Origin of the sequence: Synechococcus sp. 1G10 (genome assembly GCF_002252625.1) — a bacterium.
Taxonomy (GTDB): domain Bacteria; phylum Cyanobacteriota; class Cyanobacteriia; order PCC-6307; family Cyanobiaceae; genus Regnicoccus_A.
In genome coordinates this window covers 12,829-27,882 of the sequence record NZ_NQKW01000031.1, presented here as the reverse complement: position 1 = coordinate 27,882, position 15,054 = coordinate 12,829, and the positions used below count along the sequence as shown (strand labels likewise).

Sequence of the window (15,054 nt, the reverse complement as noted above, 5' to 3'; positions counted from 1 at the left end):
GCCACGCAGATCCAGGGGCGCATGCCGAGGCGGTAGGAAAGTTCCCACTCGCGGCCCATGTAGCAGAAGACGCCGATCAGGAAGTGGAAGACCACCAACTGGTAGGGCCCGCCGTTGTACAGCCACTCGTCGAGGCTGGCGGCTTCCCAGATCGGGTAGAAGTGCAGGCCGATGGCGTTGCTGGAAGGAACAACGGCGCCGGAGATGATGTTGTTGCCGTAAAGCAGCGAGCCGGCAACGGGCTCACGGATGCCGTCGATGTCGACGGGAGGAGCAGCGATGAAGGCCACGATGAAGCAGATCGTGGCAGCCAGCAGGGTGGGGATCATCAGCACACCGAACCAGCCCACATAGAGGCGGTTGTTGGTGGAGGTGACCCACTCGCAGAACTGGCTCCAGGCAGACGCGCCTTGGCGCTGCTGAAGGGTGGTGGTCATGAGAGCGTGCGTGTGTGCCCCGGAAGGAGCGGGTAGGTAGGACAGAAGCCGTGTCAAAGACCTGGCAGGCAGAAGAACCGGTTGTCTGTCTTTCCAAACATAGCATCCCTTTGAGTTTTGTAACGCTCCCACCGGCCCTGGAGGCTTCGCTCTCGGGGCATCGATGCAGGCCAGGCGCACGCTGACCCTGTGTGGGCTCTGCTGCGCGCCGATCGTCTCGTCAAAGCCGATCCAGAGCAGCACGGCACGGCTTGCCTGCTCAGGCAGAGCCGGCGGACCCAGCCCCGCAGCAGCAGAGGTCTGGAGCTGGAGTTGATTCAGACCTTGAGATTGGGGCAGATCACCCCACCCTGCTTGGTGGGATCGTTCTGCCAGTCGGCGAGTAACCCCTGCAACTCGCCTCGTAACTGGCGCAGCTCCTTCATCCGGGCATCAATGCGCTCGATCTGATTGTGGAGCATCACCTGGATTTCGTGGCAGGGCAGCTCACCGGCATCGTGAACCGCCAGGCAGCTCTGGATCTCTTCCAGTGAGAGCCCGAGAGCCTTGAGCCGGCGGATGAACTCCAGCCTGGGAATGCTGTCCTCTTCAAACAGGCGGTAACCACCCTCGCTGCGACCAATCGCAGGCAGAAGTCCCAGTTCTTCGTAGTACCGCAGGGTCTTGACCGGAACACCACTGCGGGCGGCCAGAGCGCCGATCTTCATGCCGGCGCAAGGCTGCTGGCGCAGGGCAACTTCCAACAACTTGACTCTCCACTCGTCAGGAGACTCTAAGCTCGATTTACTTCTGCCAATCTCCTGCCATGTTGCGATTCGGTCTGCTCCCGCTCCTCACGGCGGGCCTGGTCGCTACGCAGATGATCGTGGCCCAGTTGGCCTCCCGCGCCCAGGCCAACGACATGTTCCCCACCAAGGCAGCAGCTGAACAACGGGCCAAGCAGCTCGCCTGCAGCGGCTCATTTGTGATGGGTAAAGAGTGGATGCCCTGCAGCTCCTTCGCCGCCTATCAGAAGGCGATCTCGAAGTCGAAATGAGCTGACCCAGCTCACCAGCCCAGCCCAGCACAGCCACTGCCTGGGGCCCTGACGAGGTTCCTATTGCTCGCCCTGGTGGTGGCTGGATCGGGACTGGGCTTGTTGATCGGTGAGGTTCAGAGCCGGAACAGGGCGTCGAACTTGTGATATTCAGGCTTGCGCAATCCCTCTACCGCCAGCATGCGGCGCAGCTCGATGATCTCCGCTCTCTGAGCCAGGATCACGTCCCTGGCGAAGCGGCGGATAGTGGTGTTGGTGCTCTTGGCCAAGGCGTCCTGGGCCATCATCAGCGCGCCGCCGTGGTGCTCGAGCATGCCCTCGAGGAACCACACCACCCGGTTCTCCTTGGTGGGCACAGAGCCCATCATGCGCATCCCCTCGATCTGAGCCTGACTCATGCGAGTGAGGCCAGAAAGACTGTTGGGATCTCCTCCGGGCGCCAGCGCCACCGGAAAGCTCGGCGCCTGGGGATACCAGGCTTTGCGCCATAGGCCCATCGCCCGGATCTCATTGGCCTGATCGCGCCAGATCGATTTGCCAAGCGACCCCACACCGGGCTCTCCGATGTCAAAGATCAACTCGCTCATGCGCAGGGCGCCGGTGTGGTGCTGCACCATGCCGTCGATGAAGCGCAGGTCATAGGTGGCACCGGCGGGGCCCACGTCATGGGCATGCGCTCCATGGTCCACAGGTGCCGCCGTGGGATCGGCCGTCGGCATCGATTGGTTGTGATGCCGGTGATCCATGGCGGGATCCATCTGCGCCCGGGCAGCAGGGGCCGCCATGGACAGCGCGCCGAGGCTGATCAGGAGGGCTGGAAACCAGGAGTGGCGCATCGCTGCAAGGCGGAACTCGCCAACCGTATGGTCTCCTGTCCACTGGAGAGTCAAGGCCTCGCTGCTTACGCCCGTGATCCAGCCAGGTTCAGAACATCGGGGGCTTGACCCTCTTTTCGAGGGGGCGCAGCTCGGCCGGGGAGGGCTTGACGCTCCAGGACATCAGGCTGGTTTCAAGTGCTGGTCCATTGGCGCTGAGCCAAGCGCCCACGGAGGCGGTTGCCTGGGTTCCGTAGGCGCGATGGGAGCGCACCACCACGACCCCCACGCCATCCACCAGCAGCACCCGGGCTGCCGCCGCTTCCGCCAGGCCAGGTGCTGCCAGCAGAGCCACGATCAGGTGCTGCGCCGGACGGGCGGCCTCTCTGGGCCGCGAGGCCGTGCGGATGATCCTGCCCGCCCGGCTGTAATTGGCGAGCACCCCATTGGCCAGGCCCGCCAGCTGGTCGTCGTTGCGCACGTTCTCGTGCACGTTGAGGGTCACCATGTCGCGCCAGGTGGTCAGGTCGCTCTGATCTCCAGGGGTGAATTCATGCTGCCCGCCGGCGGAGAAGCGGTGCCAGTACCGCTGACCTCCAAAACTGAGCGAAAGCCCCTGGGAGGCGGCAGCGGCGGGACGGGATTCGATGGTCTGACTCCAGACGGGGCCTGGTCGCAGGCCTTGAGCGAGCGCGCTGGCCATGACAGCCGCGAGCATCAGAGCACCCAGGTCACGAGTGGTTCGTTGCAGGTTCATGGGCGAGTCGCTCAGAGAGCGCGCCATTGCTCTCCCCTCGCCAGGATGGCAGCCTTGAACGACCGCGATGGATACAGCCCTGCCGCCCTGGCGGCCGCTGCTGCGTGCGGCTCGCGAGCGGGAAGGCCGATCCCCGACGTCCCGCTGGCTGCAGCTGGCCACCACGGCAGCCGATGGCAGCCCGCGGGTGCGCACCGTGGTGTTCCGCGGCTGGGCCGATGCCGCTGTGCTCGATCTGCTCAGCGATCGGCGCAGCGCCAAGGCCCATGAACTGAGCCGACAACCAGCTGTGGAGATGTGTTGGCTGCTCAGCAAGGCCCGAGCCCAGTTCCTTCTGCGCGGCCAGCTCCTTCCCCTTCCCTCGACTCTGGAGGAGCAGGAACGTCAACGGCATTGGCAGTCGCTCAACCCCGCCGCGCGGGCCCTGTGGGGCTGGCCTGATCCTGGGGCGCCACTGGAGGAGGGCGCAGCCTTTCCAACAGAGCTGGCGGACGGCACCCCGATTCCGGACAGTTTCCTGCTGCTGCGCTTCGCCATCGACCAGGTGGAACTGCTGGAACTTGGCGGCCATCCCCACCGCCGCCGCCGCTGGCGTTCGGTGACCGCCTGGCAGGAGGAAGCCCTGAATCCCTGAAATCCCAGGCCCCATACACTTCACAGGCAGGGCCTGAGGCTGATGCGGTGCTGAGCAGACTCCTTGCTCTGATGGCCGCCAGCTGGCTGCTGAGTCCCGCGGCCATGGCCCAGCAGGCCCTGACCTGCACGACTCTGCAGGAGCGTTACCGGGTTCTTGCCGATCAGGCGTTGCAGCAGGAAATTCGCCTGCTCAAAGCCGTGCGCCAGCGGCTTTGCCCCACCATCAGCCTGCAGGCGGACGAGGCCCAGCCGGACCAGTCAGCGGCGGAGACGATCGACTTCGATGCGCTGATCAGCTGCCGCCATCGCGCCGAAGCTGAACTGCAGGCCACACGTGCGCCTCTCTATCGCAATCGGCGTCAACTGGCCTTCTACACCGCCGCTGGTGCGGACCTGGCCAAGCAGGCCGACGGCTTGCTTGTGCGCAGTGATCAGGCCGGCTGTCCCTGAGCCGGCACTGGCGTGGGCACCATCGCCGCCAGCCATTGCTCCGCCAGCTCTTCGCCGCTGCGCAGGGCACCCTCGATCCGGCCGAAACCAGGGCCGCTGGTGAAATCACCACAGAAGCCGATCCGGCTCTGTGGGCAGAGCATCAGCTCGCTGGACAGACCCGGCGGCTGGGGGAAAGCCGCCCCCCAGCGCATCAACTGAGGATCAGCTTCCGCCAGCTCCACTGAAGTGATCCAGGGCTTGACCACTGCCGAGAGGGCTGATGCCAGGGTGTGGATCAGTGCCTGCTCCCGCTGCGGTGTCGGGGTGACCCCGGCCAGGCTGGCCACCGATGAGCGCGATCCGATCACCCCGGCGTGAAGCATGGCGACGTCAGCCGTGGAGTGGGCCACAACTGCGCAGCATCCAGCGTCCAGGGGCTGAATCGAGAGTCGCGAGAGCCCCCAGCGCCTCTGGGCTGCCTCATCGAAGCTCAGCAGGCGAAAGGGAAGCCGCCGCCAGGCCTCAGCCGCTGGAGGTTGGATCAGGAGCAGCAGGGCGCAGCGTGGACTGGTGTCGATGGCGGCGATGGCGGCGGCGGCCCGCTCGAGCTGTGGATCCCCCAGCGTCCTGACCAACGGCTGCAGGGGTGGCTCAGGCCAGCCCAGCAGCTCCTGGCAGCGGGGATGCACCAGCAGGGTGCCGCTCAGCACCAGCCAGTCGGCGCCGCCCAGCCGGCGATGGTCTTGATCGAGCAGATCCCAGCCACCACTCCTACTTCGGGCCAGATGCCTCACCAGCTGACTGCTGTTCAGAACAAGGCCGTCGCCGCCTAGCTCCAGCAACCCCCGGCAGAGTTGATCCATGCCGCCCCTGCCTCGGTACAGATCTCCCTGCGTGAGCGGATCGGTGGTACCGGCGCTGAGCTGACCCTCTCCGTCGAGTTGTGCCAATGCACCAGGCCAAGGCTCGATCCAGCCAGCTTCAAGCAGCGGAGCTAACAGTGTTGGCGCAGGACCGGCGCTGATCGAGAGCAGTGGTGCTCCGTGATCGAAGCGCAATAAATGGTTGTGGCGTGAGCGGCGGGTGCTGGCACGTCCCCCAGCCCCCCGGCCGGATTCCCAGAGGCTGATCGGACCCCGCCAGCCCAGCCGCCGCAGCCGGGCCGCCATAGCGCAACCTGCTACTCCTGCACCGATCACCGCCAGGGACTGGGCAGCTGGATCAATCTGGATTTCTCGCTTCCACTCCAACAGGCTCAGACCATGGTTCGTTCTGGTCAGATCCGGGGTTCTGGTCAGATCCGGCTCAGACCCCCTGGCCGGCCGAGGAGGCCTGCTGGTAGAGCTGCTCGAGCCGCTCACGGCTGAGGTCCACCACCATCACCTCTTCACCAGGACTGGGAGCTTCGGGGTGGCGGCGGCGTGGCGTGGCGACTCGCTCGCTGCTGCGCAGGTTCTGGGTCATCAGCGCGAAGGCGCCACCCAGGATCACGGCGAAGCAGCCCATGTAAAGCAGTGGGCCGATCACGTTGACAAAGGTGGTCATGGGGTTCCGGCTTTCCAATCAGCTTAGTGTGAAGAACTGTTAACCGTGGTTGGCTCGGTGCGGTGGCCCGGTCCCGGCTTCTGGGCAATCACCGCGAAGAAAGGATCTCCATGGCCCCCCAGCCAGCCCAGCGGCCCCTCTGCCCGAGTCGACTCGGCGACCAGTTCCGGCATCGGCCAGCCCTGGGCCACAAGTACCCGCACCACATACTCCAGGTGATCCCGGTCGCCGCCGTCGGTCCAGATCTGGGGCGCTTTCTGCATGAACATCCGGTTGGAGAAGGCCACGATCAGCTGCCCCTGGGGCCGCAGGATCCGCAGCAGCTCGGCCGCGATCGCTTCCGGTTGCTGCAGGTACTGCCACCCCGCCACGATCAGTACCGCATCCACACTGCTGTCCTCCAGGGGCAGGCGCTGGTCGCGGTTCAGGTTCTGCAACCAGTGCTGATCCAGGCGTGGATTCGCCTCCATCTCCCGGGCATTGAGGCCATGGCCGATCACCCGCTCATAGCGGACCTCCTCGGGGAGATGGCTAACCCAGCTGCTCATCAGATCCAGCACCACCGCGCAGGGTGGAATCCGCTCGCGGTAGAGCGCCGTCAGCCGGTTGCGAAAGGCGCCGTCGAGGTGCTGCACGAAGCGGGGCTCGGCGTAGAAGGCGGCGTCATCCGAGCCGTCGAGCTTGACGCGCTCCGCCTCGCTCAGCACCTGCACCACCATGGCTCGCTCTCCAACGTCATCGATCGCCCCATGCTGGCCACAACAAAGCCCGGTGGCGGGGCCACCGGGCGCTTGTCTGTGGAGCGGAAACCGCTCCACGATCGATCAGATCGTCGGTTGGGCATGGAGACCATGCCGTTGCGCGTATTCAGTTGTGTGTCCGTCGGTGATGCGGTTGTTCAGCACTGGGATCGATTGGATGGTTGCTCAAGGGCGGAGCCGCTGACGCTGGCACCTGGGGCCAGGGTTCAAGTGGGGCTTCCCAGAGAGTCCGGGGCACCTGAGACGGCGCAAGGACAAGGCGGCTGAAACCGCCGGGGAAACCAGTGATCCGATGAGAGTGTTGGAGCAGGGTCCGGATCGTCAGCGAGCTCCTGGATGCTGCTCAGGGGGGGTGTCGTCCATCGCTTGGAGCCTCCGAATCCCGTTGCTGTCACTCTCCCCCCGCCGGCCGGCCGGCACAAGGCACAGCCCCCCAGACGACACCGCTCGTCACGTCGGGACATCTGCCGTCATGAAGCAGTCGCCATGAAACGGTGACTAGTACAGATGCACTACCCTGGCGATCCCTGAGCGACTGCCCGTGACCACCGAACCAGTCACTCATCCAGCTACCCAGTCGGCCGTCATCGCCGGCGGGTTCAGCGAACCGTTCACGGCCCTGCCGCTGCGGGAGCGCCGCCGGGCCCTGCTGCTGCCCCTGGCCGGCGAGAGTGTGGCGGCCGGCTTCCCCAGCCCCGCCGACGACTACGTCGAGACCGGCATCGACCTCAATGAGCAGCTGATTGCACGCCCCAGCAGCACCTTCTTCCTGCGCGTCAGCGGTGATTCCATGATCGGCGCCGGCATCCACCACGGCGACCTGCTGATCGTCGATCGCAGCGTCGAGCCTCGCCACGGCCGGGTGGTGGTGGCTGCGGTTGAGGGGGCCTTCACGCTCAAGCGCCTGGTGCGGCACCAGGGGCGGCTGCGGCTGGAGGCCGCCCATCCCGCCTATCCGCCCCTGGAGCTGAGCGATGCCGACGACACCCGCCTCTGGGGGGTGGCCATTCACGTGATCCACCCGCTCTGAGGGCGCCGATGGCCTGGGCCACCGTGTTGATCGACGGCAACAACTTCTACGCCTCCTGCGAGGCGGCTCTCGATCCCTCGCTGATCGGCCGGCCGCTGGTGGTGCTCTCCAACAACGACGGCTGCATCGTGGCCCGCAGCGCCGAGGCCCGCGCCCTGGGCATCCCCATGGGCCAGCCCTACTTCCAGGTGCGGCGCGAGCTGGAGCGCCTCGGCGTGGTGGTGCGCAGCTCCAACTACGCCCTCTACGCCGACATGAGCCAGCGGTTGATGCTCACGCTTGAGCCCTGGGTGGAGGAGCTGGAGATCTATTCGATCGATGAGGCCTTCGGCCGGCTGCAGCGTCCGTCGCCGCAGGCTGGCTCTGGTGGTGGCGCTGCTGATCTCAGCGCCTGGGGCCGCGCCCTGCGCCAGCAGGTGCGGCGCCACCTGGGGCTGCCGGTGGCGGTGGGGATCGCCCCCTCCAAGGTGCTCGCCAAGCTGGCCAACAAGCTGGCCAAGGCCGATCCGGCCCACGGCGGTGTTTTCGATCTGGGGGCGCTGGCCGATCCCGACCCCTGGCTGGAGGCCGTGGCGATCGAGGACGTCTGGGGCATCGGCCGCAAGCTCGCGCGCTGGTGCCGCCTGCGCGGCGTGGCCAACGCGCTCCAGCTGCGCGAGCTGGCCAGCGGTGAGCTGCGCAGCAAAGCCGGTGTGGTGGGGCTGCGCCTGCAGCAGGAGCTGCGGGGCCACAGCTGCCTGCCCCTGGTGGCGGTCCCGCCCGCCAAGCAGGAAACCTGCGTGAGCCGCAGCTTCAGCGAACCGATCCGCGAGCTGGGCCCGCTGCGCGAGGCGATCGCCACCTATCTCAGCCGCGCCGCCGAGAAGCTGCGTCGCCAGCACCAGCGCGCCGGTGCCATCACCGTGTTCGTGCGCAGCAGTCCCTTCAACGGCACCCGCTTCTATGCCAATGCCGCCACCGTGTCGCTGCCGCTGGCCAGCAACGACACCGCCGTGTTGCTGGCTGCCGCCCTGCCCCTGGCCGAACGCCTGTTCAGACCCCACAAGCCCCTGCAGAAAGCCGGTGTGCTGCTGCAGAATCTGCAGCCGCTGGAGCAGCTGCAGCACCATCTGCTGGTGTCGCTGTCGCCGCAGCAGCAACGGCGCCGGGAGGAGCTGATGGCCACCATCGACGGCCTCAACCGCCGCTACGGACGCGGCACGGTGCAGTGGGCCGCCTGCGGCCTCCAGCCGGCCTGGGCGATGAAGCGCCAGTGTCTGTCGCGGGCCGCCACCACCCGCCTGAGCGACATTCCCGTGGTGCACAGCGGCTGAGGCACCGTTCAGCGCCGGTTGCGGGGGGGCTGGTCGCTGCCCATCAGCAGCAAGCGCTCCCACTGCCCAAGCTTCCAGGCCGCGACGCCCGCGGTCACCGCCACCAGGGCCGCGGGAATCAACACCGGCAGGGTGTGGAACCAGGCGATCGCCAGCAGGGCCAGCCAGGCCAGGGGGGCCAGTAGCGGCCGCCAGCGCCGGATCTGGCGCAGGGCGCCGGAGCAGCTGCGGCAGTGGCGGGTGTGGCTCTCGTAGCGCTCCATCAGCGCGCTGCGACCCAGTCGCGCCGGCAGAGCCTGGTTCGGGAACGGCTCGCCCGCCCCACTCACCACCCAGTCGCGCAGAGCCTTGACGTAGGTATCGGCGCCGGTGGCCAGGTGGCAGGCGCGGCTGAGGCCCGCACTGCCGCCGCGGGCCTCCAGCACCCGCTCCTGCCAGTGCAGGAAGATCTGATCGTCTTCCAGCACGGTGTGATTACTGATGTGCTGGAGCCACTGGGGGCGCAGGCGCAGCAGCCGGCCAGGCCAGGGGGACTCGAACTGGAACGGGAAGCGGGCAAACAACCGGCACTCCCCCGGCCGGGTCGGTGTGGCGTACACAACGGTGAGGATGCGTGCGAAACCACGGGCCGTGAGGTCGTGCCACATCAGGCCCGGAGCCAGAAAGGTGGTGAACTGGCTGCCGAGCTTGCCCCGGCGCGGGCCCTCCTCCCAGACGCCGCTGAATCCCTCGGGGCCGGCCTGCTCCAGCCGCAGGTCCACCGGGCCGGCCGTCTCGCGGCGCCCCACCGTGGCGTGATGGGTGAAGGGCACGTGGCTCACATCGAGCACGTTCTCCAGCAAGGTGAGGGCGTCGTAGGGGAGGTCGCGGAAGGTGTCCTGCACCAGCCAGCCGGCCTGCTTGTCCTCCAGGACGGGAACAAGGGGCAGGGGCACCGCGGCGGCCACTTCAGATGCTCCGGCAAACACGAAGAGCATGTCCTGGCCGGTGGCGGTGGTGTAGGCGCGGCAGGAGCTGCGCCGGTCACTTGGCTGGCTGCCGCCACTGGCCTGGGGAATGGCGGTGCAGCGGCCCTGGCCGTCGAAGCTCCAGCCGTGGTATGGGCATTCCAGCTCACCGGCGGCATTCAGTCGCCCCTCGGAGAGCGGCACCAGGCGGTGGGGGCAGACATCAGCGAAGGCGCGCCACTGCCCGCCAGCCGCTTCAGCGCCCTCCGTGCCTTTGCGGTCAAACCAGAGCACCAGGTCGTCGCCAAGGAGGGTGAACCCAGTTGGCCTGTCCGGATCCAGATCGCGCAGAAAGGCCACCGGATACCAGGCGTTGCGCCAGGCCAGGCTCTGCTGAGCGGAAGCCGTGGGGAGAAGTTCGGCGCTGGCGCTGCTCACAGCAAGACATGCATGCAGGTTGAATCGTGGCAGGCCCGGGCCGGCGACCGTGCCAATCGCCCTCAGGAAAAGCCTCCGGGCTTGGGGCGGCGGCTGGAGAGGGAGAGGTTCACATTGGCGTTGGGAGTGGCGCTGGGAGTGCCGCTGGCTGTGGCACCCGGAGGCCGCAGCCCGGCCGGTTGCGGCACGGCCATCACGTTGAACGCCAGTGACCAGCGCACTCCCTCCCCTCGGAACGGCGGCACCGAATGGGGCTGCCAGGCGGGAAACACGTAGAAGTCACCCGGCACCGGGTGGGCGTAGTGGACCATGCCGGTGTGGAAGCTCTGGATGTGCCAGTCCTCCGGTCCGTGGAAGCAGAGCTGACCGTCGAAGCTGTCGGGCCGGATCTGGGGGGGCACCTTCAGGAACACCACCCCGGAGAAGCTGCCTCCGTGGGTGTGGACCGGGTTGTAGTCGCCGCCGCGCTGGGCATTGAGCCAGACATCCACCAGCTGCAGGCCGTATCGCCCGGGTATCCAGGGACCACGGCCCTGGGGGGGCTGCCGCTCCATCACATGGCGGATCCAGTGGTCACATCCGGGCAGGATCACCGTGCTGGCCAGACTGGTCACGGCCGGGTGCTGGGGGGGCAGCTGTCGCTGCTGATGCAGCTGACCAGCCAGCTTCACCGAGGCGTCCGGTGAGGACTCCGGATCGGCAAGCACCTGGCCCGCAAGGGTGATGAGCTCGGCGAGCAGACCGTCCGGCAGATGTCCCTTGAGGACGTAGCGGGGGAACAGGGTCAGCATCTCCATCGAGGGGGCGTCCTGCAAACCCTTTCCAGCAGCGGCTTTTCAGCCTAAGGGAGCCCCCTGAAGCCCCTCGTGGCGAACGGTGGGGTTGACCTTGCCACGACGCGGTGGCCGAGAGCAGCCTGCACAGAACCGTCAAGCGTTGCGATGCAGCCGCTATCAACCCAAGTGGGTTGGATGGAGGAATCCTGCGCCGCTGCCGCTGCCGCTGCCGCTGCCGTTGGCGTTGGCGGCCTGGCGTGACGGGCGCTGGGGATGCTGCCAGCTGAGCCAGCCCGATCCACTCAGGCAGAGCGTCATCAGCACTCCGGCGATCAACCACCAGGGCGGCAGGGGCGGTCGGTGGTGGCGTTGGTGATCAGGCACGGGCCCACGTTGCCGCTGACCTGTGGCTGTGGTGTGTCCCTGGGGGCCACAGCTGTAGCCGGATGTGACCGAGGCCGCTTCAAGCCCTATGAGATCAGCAGTTCTGCAACAGAAAGGCCCCGGTTGTCCGGGGCTTTTTGCTGCACCGTTCCCGTGCTGCTGGGACCGCTGAAGCAGCCCGTCGCTCGCCGGTGCCATTTGAGTCTCGCCCTTCTCGCCCCGGATTGGGGGGTGGAGCGTCACCTGCTTCGACTGCGGCAGGCCACGCCAACCCGATCCGGTGGCTGGCCCTCAGCCGACAGCAGCAGCAGCGCGATCGAAGTAGGTGCCGATCTCGGATGCGAGGGCGGAGCAGTCACCGGGGGTGATGCCGTTGTGGTCGTTGACGAGAGCCATGGCGGCATCCTTCATCTTGCGGACCCCTTCAGCCACGGAAGCGCCGGGGACGCCGAGGGCGAGGTAGGTTTCGCGCAGACCGTTGAGGCAGCGATCTTCCAGTACGGAAGCATCGCCGGTGAAGACGGCGTAGGTGACGTAGCGGAGGATGATCTCCATGTCGCGCAGGCAGGCAGCCATGCGGCGATGGGTGTAGGCGTTGCCGCCGGGGGCGATCAGGGCCGGCTGCTGATCGAACAGATCGCGGGCAGCGTTGGTGACCAGGCTGGAGGCGTTGGAGGTGATGCGATTGACAGCATCCATCCGCTTGTTGCTGCCGGAGACGATGGCGCCGAGGGCATCGAGCTGGGCGGGGCTGAGAAACTCGCCACGGGCATCAGCCTGGGCCACAACCTTGGTGAAAGCGTCGAACATTGAGGAGATAGATCCAGCTCAGAAGCTAGGAATCGGGGCACCGCAGCGCGAGAGGCCTGTCGTCTGCTCCTAGCCTGAAGCCACTGAGATCATGGGATTGAACTGGTGTGGATGGCCCCGACGCATGAGTCCTCAGGCCCCCTCAGCTGGGAGCAACTGACGGAGCTGGCACCGTCTGATCCCGATCGGGTCAACGGCTCCTGCAACGCCCAGGCCCTGCTGCGTCTGTTTGGTGCCACCGAAGCGGATGTGAGGGTCACTCTCTTCCGTGACCACCACGCCTGGTGCCCCTACTGCCAGAAGGTGTGGCTGTGGCTGGAGGAGAAGCGGATTCCCTACCGGATCCGCAAGGTCACGATGTTCTGTTATGGCGAGAAGGAGCGCTGGTTCCGCCAGTTGGTGCCCTCAGGCATGCTGCCGGCCCTCCAGCTCGATGGCCGCACAATCACCGAGAGCGACGACATCCTGCTGGCCCTGGAGCGGCCCTTCGGCCCACTGGCCCTGGGTATGAAGAATCCGGCGGTGCTGCCCTTGCGCCAGCTGGAGCGTGTTCTGTTCAGGGCCTGGTGCCAGTGGCTTTGCAGCCCAGGGTTGAGCCCGGACCAGGAGGTGCGGGCCGCTGCCCAGTTCGATCGGGTGGCCGCGTCAGTGGATGAGGCCCTGCGCTCCACTCCGGGCCCCTACCTGCTGGAGACGTTCAGCAGCGCCGATGTGGTGATCACCCCCTACATCGAGCGCATGAGCGCCAGCCTCTTCTATTACAAGGGCTACAACCTGCGCTCCCGCCATCCGGCGATCGCGGCCTGGTTCGCCGCGATGGAAACCCGTCCCAGCTACCTGGGCACCCAGAGCGACTTCCACACCCACGCCCACGATCTCCCCCCCCAGATGGGCGGCTGTCACGCCTGGGCCACCCCGGAGCAACAGGCTGCCCAGCGGCGCGTGGATGAAGGACCCTGGCCCGTGGCCAGCCCTGATCCGGAAACCTCCCAGCCGGAGCCGGAGGACTCGGCGCTGATTGCTCTGGCACGGGTGCTGAAGCATCGCCAGGCGATCGCAGCGGTCAACCCCGATGCACCGGAGCGCTTCGATCGGGCCCTGCGCTGCGCCCTCACACTGCTGGTGGGATCGACTCTGTCCACGCCACCGGCGGGGTCCGCCGCGGGCCTTGGCTACCTGCGCGATCGCATCAGCGTGCCCCGCGACATGCCCCTGCACGCCGCCCGGCGGCTGCGCCAGGCCCTCGGGGCCACCATGCTTGCGGCAGAAGGCCCGAAGGACCAGTTGTCGGTGCTCCCGAGCCAGCACCGCCGCGACCAGGACCCAAGGCCATTTCAGCGCCAGGAGCCAAGCCTGGAGCCGATCAGCCGATGAGGGGCCCGCAGCGCCGCTTCAGGGTGCTGGCCGCCTCGGCTGCCGCCCTGGCCATCTGGGCACCGTTTCCGCTCGTGCCCGCAGCGGCAGCTGCCGTCAAGCTGGGGGAGCAGACGTTCTTCCTGCGCGCCCCCTGGAAATTGTGCTGGCGCACGTATAACTCCACAGTTTTTGATCGGGGCGGGGAGTATTACGTCACGATCGAGATGCCCGAGGAGGCCGGTGCGGGGCTGGGGGCACTGGAGATCCGTCAGATCTCTGGAGCCGACTGGCGCTTCTCCTTCGACGACTCCCGCACGCGCGCCTTCCTGGGTGAGCCCAGGCGGGAAGGTCCGCGGCTGCCGGTGGAGGCCAGCTTCGACGACGCCACCCGCTTGTTTCGCATCACCTTCCCTTCGCCGCCCTCCCCTGGGCAGACCGTGACGGTGGCGCTGCGGCCCTGGAGCAACCCAGCCAGCGCCGATGTCTATCAATTCGCTGTGGTGGCGTTCCCGGCCGGTCCCAATCCCGTGGCCCAGCAGGTCGGGATCGCCAGGATGTCGATCTACGAGCTGGTGGATTTCTGAGCAGAGCCTGCTGAGGAGCGATCTCCACGACGCTCACCCACCAGTGGGTGATCCTCCAGGCCGGTGATCGCCTCAGGGTTGCTGTAGTGCTTGAACTCCAGCCAGTTGCCCGAGGGATCGATCAGAAACACACTGCGGTGCTCCAGGGGGGTGCCGGCAAAACGCAGGCGCGGCTCGCCCCCCAGCCGCAGGCCCTGGGCTCGGGCGCGCTGCTCAAGGGCATCGAGTTCCTCGGCGCTGGCGAACACCAGACCGAAGTGGCGGGGGTAGATGCCGGTCTGGTTCTGGGTCGCCCCGTGCTCCAGATGGGCCACCAGCTGATGCCCGCCCAGCTCAAGCACCAGGGCCTCGTCGCTCCGGCGTCCGCGCCGGCAGCCCAGCCCCTGCACGTACCAGCGCTCGGTGGCCTCCAGGTCGACGACGGGAAAGGCCAGGTGAAACAGGGGCGGGCCCGGCATCGCGGCTGGGGTGGGAACCGCAGAGGACAGGGGGCTCTTCAGAGGCGACGGCGGAAGCCATCGCTGAAGCCCACCGAGGCAGAGGAGCGCTCCTCACCGGCGCGGCTGAGCTGCCAGACGTTGCGGCTGAGGCGCTGGGCGGTGACGCCTGCCCGGCGCACCACGGCGGTGCCGGGCCGGGCCCCCAGCAGCAGGGTCACCTCCTGGGTGGTCAGGGGGGCTCCTGTCTGGAGCGCCAGGGCAATCGCCTCGAGGCGGCCCTTCAAGGTCGAAACGGTGGCAGATCCCTCGGCTTCGGCGTCGAGATCGAGCAGGGGCAGCTCAGCGCCCGTGCTGGCCATGCCGCGCATCAGACCCAGCCCCACCACGGCAAGGGCCTGCTCGGGCTTGACGCCCTGCTCGATCGCCCCACTGATCCATTCGGAAAAGGAAGCCTGGGTTTCGCTGCGGACGCTGCCGGCGGGATTCACTGTGGTGGCGGTGTTCACCGTGCTGCTGGATTTCGAAGCCACGGCGCTGATTCTCAAGGGTCTTGAAGC

Annotated in this window: 19 protein-coding genes and 1 pseudogene; 7 read left to right on the top strand and 13 right to left on the bottom strand. The window is 67.2% G+C overall.

Features of this window, described 5'->3' with window-relative positions; all coding sequences use genetic code 11:
• Together CJZ82_RS16290 and CJZ82_RS16285 are read right to left on the bottom strand one after the other, a co-directional pair.
• Window positions 1-437, bottom strand: a pseudogene (locus tag CJZ82_RS16290) (photosystem II q(b) protein); the annotation flags it as partial.
• A 317-nt stretch (window positions 438-754) separates the two neighbouring features.
• Window positions 755-1,183, bottom strand: a complete 429-nt coding sequence (locus CJZ82_RS16285) for a heavy metal-responsive transcriptional regulator (protein WP_369820107.1) — start codon at window positions 1,181-1,183, stop codon at window positions 755-757.
• A gap of 59 nt (window positions 1,184-1,242) precedes the next feature.
• Between CJZ82_RS16285 and CJZ82_RS16280 the strand changes: the two genes are divergently transcribed.
• Window positions 1,243-1,473 (top strand): DUF3721 domain-containing protein, encoded by a 231-nt coding sequence (locus CJZ82_RS16280; protein ID WP_094556797.1) that lies wholly within the window; start codon window positions 1,243-1,245, stop codon window positions 1,471-1,473.
• Between the two features lie 116 nt (window positions 1,474-1,589).
• On the opposite strand, the gene CJZ82_RS16275 is transcribed toward CJZ82_RS16280, so the two are convergent.
• The gene (locus tag CJZ82_RS16275; RefSeq protein WP_094556796.1) at window positions 1,590-2,309 is read right to left on the bottom strand and encodes a DUF305 domain-containing protein; all 720 of its coding nucleotides are present in this window, start codon (window positions 2,307-2,309) and stop codon (window positions 1,590-1,592) included.
• A gap of 88 nt (window positions 2,310-2,397) precedes the next feature.
• Complete coding sequence (locus tag CJZ82_RS16270) at window positions 2,398-3,072, bottom strand: hypothetical protein (protein WP_143593726.1); 675 nt, start codon at window positions 3,070-3,072, stop codon at window positions 2,398-2,400.
• 40 nt (window positions 3,073-3,112) lie between these two features.
• Between CJZ82_RS16270 and CJZ82_RS16265 the strand changes: the two genes are divergently transcribed.
• Window positions 3,113-3,679, top strand: coding sequence for a pyridoxamine 5'-phosphate oxidase family protein (locus CJZ82_RS16265; RefSeq protein WP_094556794.1), 567 nt, complete (start codon window positions 3,113-3,115; stop codon window positions 3,677-3,679).
• Between the two features lie 71 nt (window positions 3,680-3,750).
• Window positions 3,751-4,131 (top strand): hypothetical protein, encoded by a 381-nt coding sequence (locus tag CJZ82_RS16260; protein WP_158218613.1) that lies wholly within the window; start codon window positions 3,751-3,753, stop codon window positions 4,129-4,131.
• On the opposite strand, the gene CJZ82_RS16255 is transcribed toward CJZ82_RS16260, so the two are convergent.
• From CJZ82_RS16255 to CJZ82_RS16245, 3 genes are read right to left on the bottom strand one after another with little or no spacing between them, the layout of a single operon-like run.
• Complete coding sequence (locus tag CJZ82_RS16255; protein ID WP_233130331.1) at window positions 4,113-5,363, bottom strand: NAD(P)-binding protein; 1,251 nt, start codon at window positions 5,361-5,363, stop codon at window positions 4,113-4,115. The genes CJZ82_RS16260 and CJZ82_RS16255 overlap by 19 nt on opposite strands.
• A 55-nt stretch (window positions 5,364-5,418) precedes the next feature.
• Entirely contained in the window at window positions 5,419-5,658 is a 240-nt protein-coding gene (locus CJZ82_RS16250) for a hypothetical protein (protein WP_094556792.1), read from the bottom strand.
• Between the two features lie 23 nt (window positions 5,659-5,681).
• The gene (locus CJZ82_RS16245; protein ID WP_094556791.1) at window positions 5,682-6,377 is read right to left on the bottom strand and encodes a class I SAM-dependent methyltransferase; all 696 of its coding nucleotides are present in this window, start codon (window positions 6,375-6,377) and stop codon (window positions 5,682-5,684) included.
• A gap of 628 nt (window positions 6,378-7,005) precedes the next feature.
• Between CJZ82_RS16245 and CJZ82_RS16240 the strand changes: the two genes are divergently transcribed.
• Both CJZ82_RS16240 and CJZ82_RS16235 read left to right on the top strand, forming a co-directional pair.
• Window positions 7,006-7,449 (top strand): translesion error-prone DNA polymerase V autoproteolytic subunit, encoded by a 444-nt coding sequence (locus CJZ82_RS16240; protein WP_198949820.1) that lies wholly within the window; start codon window positions 7,006-7,008, stop codon window positions 7,447-7,449.
• An 8-nt stretch (window positions 7,450-7,457) separates the two neighbouring features.
• Window positions 7,458-8,762 (top strand): Y-family DNA polymerase, encoded by a 1,305-nt coding sequence (locus tag CJZ82_RS16235; RefSeq protein ID WP_094556790.1) that lies wholly within the window; start codon window positions 7,458-7,460, stop codon window positions 8,760-8,762.
• Window positions 8,763-8,770: 8 nt separating this feature from the next.
• Here the strand turns inward: CJZ82_RS16235 and CJZ82_RS16230 are convergent, their stop codons facing one another.
• The 4 genes from CJZ82_RS16230 to CJZ82_RS16220 all read right to left on the bottom strand — a co-directional run bounded on the left by CJZ82_RS16230 (window position 8,771) and on the right by CJZ82_RS16220 (window position 12,117).
• Complete coding sequence (locus tag CJZ82_RS16230; protein WP_369820105.1) at window positions 8,771-10,147, bottom strand: Rieske 2Fe-2S domain-containing protein; 1,377 nt, start codon at window positions 10,145-10,147, stop codon at window positions 8,771-8,773.
• 62 nt (window positions 10,148-10,209) lie between these two features.
• Window positions 10,210-10,944 (bottom strand): putative 2OG-Fe(II) oxygenase, encoded by a 735-nt coding sequence (locus CJZ82_RS16225; RefSeq protein ID WP_094556800.1) that lies wholly within the window; start codon window positions 10,942-10,944, stop codon window positions 10,210-10,212.
• 156 nt (window positions 10,945-11,100) lie between these two features.
• Window positions 11,101-11,307 (bottom strand): hypothetical protein, encoded by a 207-nt coding sequence (locus CJZ82_RS18100; RefSeq protein WP_143593725.1) that lies wholly within the window; start codon window positions 11,305-11,307, stop codon window positions 11,101-11,103.
• 291 nt (window positions 11,308-11,598) lie between these two features.
• Entirely contained in the window at window positions 11,599-12,117 is a 519-nt protein-coding gene (locus tag CJZ82_RS16220) for a phycocyanin subunit beta (protein WP_094556789.1), read from the bottom strand.
• A 111-nt stretch (window positions 12,118-12,228) separates the two neighbouring features.
• On the opposite strand from CJZ82_RS16220, the gene CJZ82_RS16215 reads away from it, so the two are divergent.
• Both CJZ82_RS16215 and CJZ82_RS16210 read left to right on the top strand, forming a co-directional pair.
• Entirely contained in the window at window positions 12,229-13,491 is a 1,263-nt protein-coding gene (locus tag CJZ82_RS16215; RefSeq protein ID WP_094556788.1) for a glutathione S-transferase family protein, read from the top strand.
• Window positions 13,488-14,057 (top strand): DUF2808 domain-containing protein, encoded by a 570-nt coding sequence (locus CJZ82_RS16210; RefSeq protein WP_094556787.1) that lies wholly within the window; start codon window positions 13,488-13,490, stop codon window positions 14,055-14,057. The genes CJZ82_RS16215 and CJZ82_RS16210 overlap by 4 nt, the downstream gene beginning before the upstream one ends.
• On the opposite strand, the gene CJZ82_RS16205 is transcribed toward CJZ82_RS16210, so the two are convergent.
• Both CJZ82_RS16205 and CJZ82_RS16200 read right to left on the bottom strand, forming a co-directional pair.
• Window positions 14,036-14,515 (bottom strand): VOC family protein, encoded by a 480-nt coding sequence (locus tag CJZ82_RS16205; protein ID WP_094556786.1) that lies wholly within the window; start codon window positions 14,513-14,515, stop codon window positions 14,036-14,038. The two genes, CJZ82_RS16210 and CJZ82_RS16205, sit on opposite strands and share 22 nt — an antisense overlap.
• A 38-nt stretch (window positions 14,516-14,553) precedes the next feature.
• On the bottom strand, window positions 14,554-15,027 hold the full coding sequence (locus CJZ82_RS16200) for a hypothetical protein (RefSeq protein WP_094556799.1): 474 nt from the start codon (window positions 15,025-15,027) through the stop codon (window positions 14,554-14,556).
• Between the last annotated feature and the right edge of the window lie 27 nt (window positions 15,028-15,054).

Coding starts and splice junctions, on each gene's coding strand:
- CJZ82_RS16280 (WP_094556797.1), top strand. CDS start 1,243: ATGTTGCGATTCGGTCTGCTCCCGCTCCTCACGGCGGGCCTGGTCGCT.
- CJZ82_RS16275 (WP_094556796.1), bottom strand. CDS start 2,309: ATGCGCCACTCCTGGTTTCCAGCCCTCCTGATCAGCCTCGGCGCGCTG.
- CJZ82_RS16270 (WP_143593726.1), bottom strand. CDS start 3,072: ATGGCGCGCTCTCTGAGCGACTCGCCCATGAACCTGCAACGAACCACT.
- CJZ82_RS16265 (WP_094556794.1), top strand. CDS start 3,113: ATGGATACAGCCCTGCCGCCCTGGCGGCCGCTGCTGCGTGCGGCTCGC.
- CJZ82_RS16260 (WP_158218613.1), top strand. CDS start 3,751: ATGGCCGCCAGCTGGCTGCTGAGTCCCGCGGCCATGGCCCAGCAGGCC.
- CJZ82_RS16250 (WP_094556792.1), bottom strand. CDS start 5,658: ATGACCACCTTTGTCAACGTGATCGGCCCACTGCTTTACATGGGCTGC.
- CJZ82_RS16245 (WP_094556791.1), bottom strand. CDS start 6,377: ATGGTGGTGCAGGTGCTGAGCGAGGCGGAGCGCGTCAAGCTCGACGGC.
- CJZ82_RS16235 (WP_094556790.1), top strand. CDS start 7,458: ATGGCCTGGGCCACCGTGTTGATCGACGGCAACAACTTCTACGCCTCC.
- CJZ82_RS16225 (WP_094556800.1), bottom strand. CDS start 10,944: ATGGAGATGCTGACCCTGTTCCCCCGCTACGTCCTCAAGGGACATCTG.
- CJZ82_RS16220 (WP_094556789.1), bottom strand. CDS start 12,117: ATGTTCGACGCTTTCACCAAGGTTGTGGCCCAGGCTGATGCCCGTGGC.
- CJZ82_RS16215 (WP_094556788.1), top strand. CDS start 12,229: ATGGCCCCGACGCATGAGTCCTCAGGCCCCCTCAGCTGGGAGCAACTG.
- CJZ82_RS16210 (WP_094556787.1), top strand. CDS start 13,488: ATGAGGGGCCCGCAGCGCCGCTTCAGGGTGCTGGCCGCCTCGGCTGCC.
- CJZ82_RS16205 (WP_094556786.1), bottom strand. CDS start 14,515: ATGCCGGGCCCGCCCCTGTTTCACCTGGCCTTTCCCGTCGTCGACCTG.